The following is a 3511-nucleotide window of genomic DNA, read 5'->3' as shown; positions in this document are numbered from 1 at the left end:
ACGTGCCAACGTGCCAACGTGCCAACGTGCCAACGTGCCAACGTGCCAACCGGCGAAGCCTCAGTCACGCGTGAACAGGCTCGCCCCTGACCCGGCGGCAGGGTTGTCAACGAGCGTCTGGACTATTGCCTTTTCGTGTACCGTTCATTACCAATAAGATCTTGTTGCCGTAGAACAGACTCGTCGGGGAGGCCGGGTGCGCACCACGAACGCGGCGGGTGATGGGCCAGAGCGGTTGTCGTCTGCTACAGAGAAGCCGGTCAGGGTCGGCTCCCACGATTTGGATCATTGGCGGAACGCGGTCGGCGCTGCTTTCGGCCCCCTCGAACCGGCTCTGGTCGACCACCGGCCGTTCCGTGCTGTACTACGTGAGGCCAAGGTCGGCCCGTTGCCCTTTCTCTCCGTACGGGGAAATGCACACGGAGTTGTCCGCACCGCTCGTGCCGACCAGGCCGCCAGTCCTGCGCTCCACAAGATCCTCATTCAGATATCCGGAGTCGGTGTGCTGACGCAGAACGGCCGCGAATGCCAGCTCCGCCCCGGCGATCTGGCCCTGTCCGATACCACCCGGCCGTACAGCCTGTACTTCCGCGAGGATTACCAACTCAGCGTGCTGATGTTTCCGCCGCGCATGCTGCCAGTGCCGGCGAGTCTGCTGGAGCGTTTTACCGCCCGCGTCCTGCCAACCCATGACGGTGCGGGCGCTGTGCTGCACTCCTATGTCCGAACGCTGCAGACTCATGTCGAGGAATGTGGCGATGAGACCCGCCGCCGGCTGGGAACCGCCTGTATGGACCTACTGGCAGCGGCACTCACCCAGCTGGACGACAGCCCCGAGGCCACACCCGCGGCGGCACGCCGATTACAGATCATGCACTGGATCCGCGACCATCTGGGCGATGAGGATCTCACGCCGGCCACCGTCGCCGCGGCCCACAATATCTCGCCACGGTATCTGCACCGCCTGTTTCAGGGGCAGGACGTCTCCGTCGCCGCCTACATCCGCCACCAGCGGCTGGAACACGTGAAAAAAGATCTCGAGAATCCGTTGTTCCTCAGTTACGGTGTCAGTGCCGTCGCGGCCCGGTGGGGGTTCCATGACCAGCCGCATCTGACCCGGCTGTTTCGTCAGGAGTTCGGTATGCCACCCGGCCAGATCCGCCGCCGCGCCGTCGGACGGCAGTGACTGCCGACTGGCAGTGACCACCGACTGACAGTGGCCACCGACTGACAGTGACCACCGGACGCCATGGTCATCCATGTTCGAGCTGCTCCCAGGCCCATGGCAGGTCCAGTTTTCCCGATGACAGGCGGCGCACCGCGGGTACCGACACGATGCGCGCCGGCACCTTGAATCCGGCCATGCGCGTCCGTGCCCAGGCCCGTAGCCCCTCGGTGTCACACGAGGCGGCCCCCAACACCACCAGCGCGACCACCCGAGTGCCGTACCGTTCGTCGGGCTCGGCCAGGACGACGGCGTCCGCCACGTCCGGATACGCGAGCAGAACCTCCTCGACCTCGCCCGGATGCACCTTCTCGCCGCCGGTGTTGATGACCCGGTCCAGGCGTCCACGCAGTACGAACGTGCCATCCGCTTCGAGTTGGGCGGCGTCGTCGAGGACCGCCCACCGTTCACCGGCGACGACCGGGAAGCGCGACCGCGTCGCCGCCTCGTCCGCGAGATACTCCATGGCGACCCAGCCCCGGCGCGCAAGCCGGCCCTCCTCGCCCGCCCGCACAGGCCGGAGCTTCTCGTCGACCACGGCCGTGCCGGGCGAGGGCACGAACCGGGGTGTCAGCGGAGCGGACGCGTCCGCGGTCTGCACGGTACGGCCCAGCGTTCCGGTCTCCGAGGCACCGATACCCTCGATGATCTGTAGCCGCGGGACATGCTGCCACAGAGCGCGCTTGGTGCGGTCGTGCGTCTCGGCTCCCCCGGTCACCAACCGCTCAAGGCCGGCCGGGACAACAGCGCCCGACTCCAGCGCCCCGACGAGTCCGGTGACAAAGGCCTGCCCCGCCACGTTGAGATCGGTGCAGCGCTCGCGGTGGGCAAGGTCGAGGACGAACCCCGGATCAAAGGGGCGGCGGTCGGTCATCACGACGGTGCCGCCGGCAAGAAGGGTCGCGACCGCCACCCACTGACCGAAAGCATGATCGACAGGAGCCGCGACGAGCGTGGCCGGACCACCGGCCGCGGCATGCTCCCCCAGTTCCTCTGCGGTGCGGACGAACTCGGCGCGATTGCGGGGGTGCATCGCCGCCAGGAAGGCGTCGTGCTGATGCCAGCGCACCGCCTTGGGCCGGCCCGTCGTCCCGCCGGTGAACAGCAGGTAGTCGTCAGGCCGGCTGCCAACCGGCACCGCACCAACCGGCACCGAGAGCACATCGAGCACGTCGGCGGCATCCCTGCCCGGCACAGCCAGCCCCAGGCCGCGTGGTCCGGTGACCTCCCGCATCTCCTCTGCCCGGTGCGTCTCGGTGATCAATCCGCGAAGCCCATGGGTGTCGACGAGGTCCGCGACCTCCGTCGCCCGGTAGCGGCGGTTGACGTTGACGGGCACGGCACCATGGGCCCAACCCGCGAACAGCACCGCCAGTGCCGTGACCGAGTTACCGAGTTGGACGCCGTACCGGCTCCCGGGCGTCAGGGCCAGCCGCCCCAGCCCGGTGGCCGCCTCGTCAATGCGGGCCCGCAGCGCGGCGTGGGTGATGCGTTCGCGGTCGTCCACCACGGCTAACGCGTCACGGCGCACCATCGACACCTGCGCGAGCAGAGCGGCAAGGGTTAACTGCCTGGTCACGACGATCTCCTTCCAACCCACGGAATAGCCCGCGTCAGAAAACAGCACCGATGGGCGCCGGCGTCAATGCGCCGCGGACAACTGCTACCAGGAGATGGAGAGCGCAATCGGCAAGGACGCCGGCGGACCGCTTACCTGTACAGACACCATGGTGAACCGGGCCCGCTCGGCGCTCAGCCCAGGCGTGCCCACGCCTGGGCGAGGAGTTCGTAGGAACGCACCCGGGCTGCGTGGTCATGGGTAACCGTGGTGACGAGCAGCTCGTCGGCGACGACGACGTCCCGCAGCGTGCGCAGCCCCCGGACGACGGTCGCGGGTGAACCGACGAACTGGGTGTCGACCCGATCCGCGACCAGCGCATGGTCCTCCTCCGTCCACGGGAAGGCCGTCACCTCGGCCGGCGTGAGATACGGGACGACGCCCTCACCCCTGCCGATGCTGCCCGCCCACGGACCGTACCCGCTCGCCAGCCGACGGGCGGTCTCGTCATCGTCGGCGACGACGACGACGTCCGCCGAGACCATAACGTACGGTGCACGCAGCGTCTGCGACGGCCGGAAAGCGGCCCGGTACGCCGCGACCGTGTCGAGTACGGCGGACGGCATCGAGTGGTAGTTGGCCGAGAACGCCGACAAGATCGACGCCACGATCAAGGCCGACGTGGAGGAGAAACTCGGCGCGCTACGCACCGCCATCGGCGGTACCGA

General features: G+C 68.1%; 3 protein-coding genes. 1 reads left to right on the top strand and 2 read right to left on the bottom strand.

What is annotated here, in order from left to right; translation table 11 throughout:
• Nucleotides 1-196: 196 nt before the first annotated feature.
• Nucleotides 197-1186, top strand: coding sequence for a helix-turn-helix domain-containing protein (locus U9980_RS25220; RefSeq protein ID WP_322770209.1), 990 nt, complete (start codon nt 197-199; stop codon nt 1184-1186).
• A 67-nt stretch (nt 1187-1253) separates the two neighbouring features.
• Here U9980_RS25220 and U9980_RS25215 read toward each other — a convergent pair whose 3' ends face one another.
• Both U9980_RS25215 and U9980_RS25210 read right to left on the bottom strand, forming a co-directional pair.
• Nucleotides 1254-2804, bottom strand: a complete 1551-nt coding sequence (locus U9980_RS25215; RefSeq protein ID WP_322770208.1) for an AMP-binding protein — start codon at nt 2802-2804, stop codon at nt 1254-1256.
• Nucleotides 2805-2977: 173 nt separating this feature from the next.
• The gene (locus U9980_RS25210; protein WP_322770207.1) at nt 2978-3409 is read right to left on the bottom strand and encodes a hypothetical protein; all 432 of its coding nucleotides are present in this window, start codon (nt 3407-3409) and stop codon (nt 2978-2980) included.
• Between the last annotated feature and the right edge of the window lie 102 nt (nt 3410-3511).

The organism is Protofrankia sp. Cr1, assembly GCF_963555865.1.
In the GTDB taxonomy this organism is placed as follows: domain Bacteria; phylum Actinomycetota; class Actinomycetes; order Frankiales; family Frankiaceae; genus Protofrankia.
This window is presented reverse-complemented; position numbering and strand designations above follow the sequence as displayed.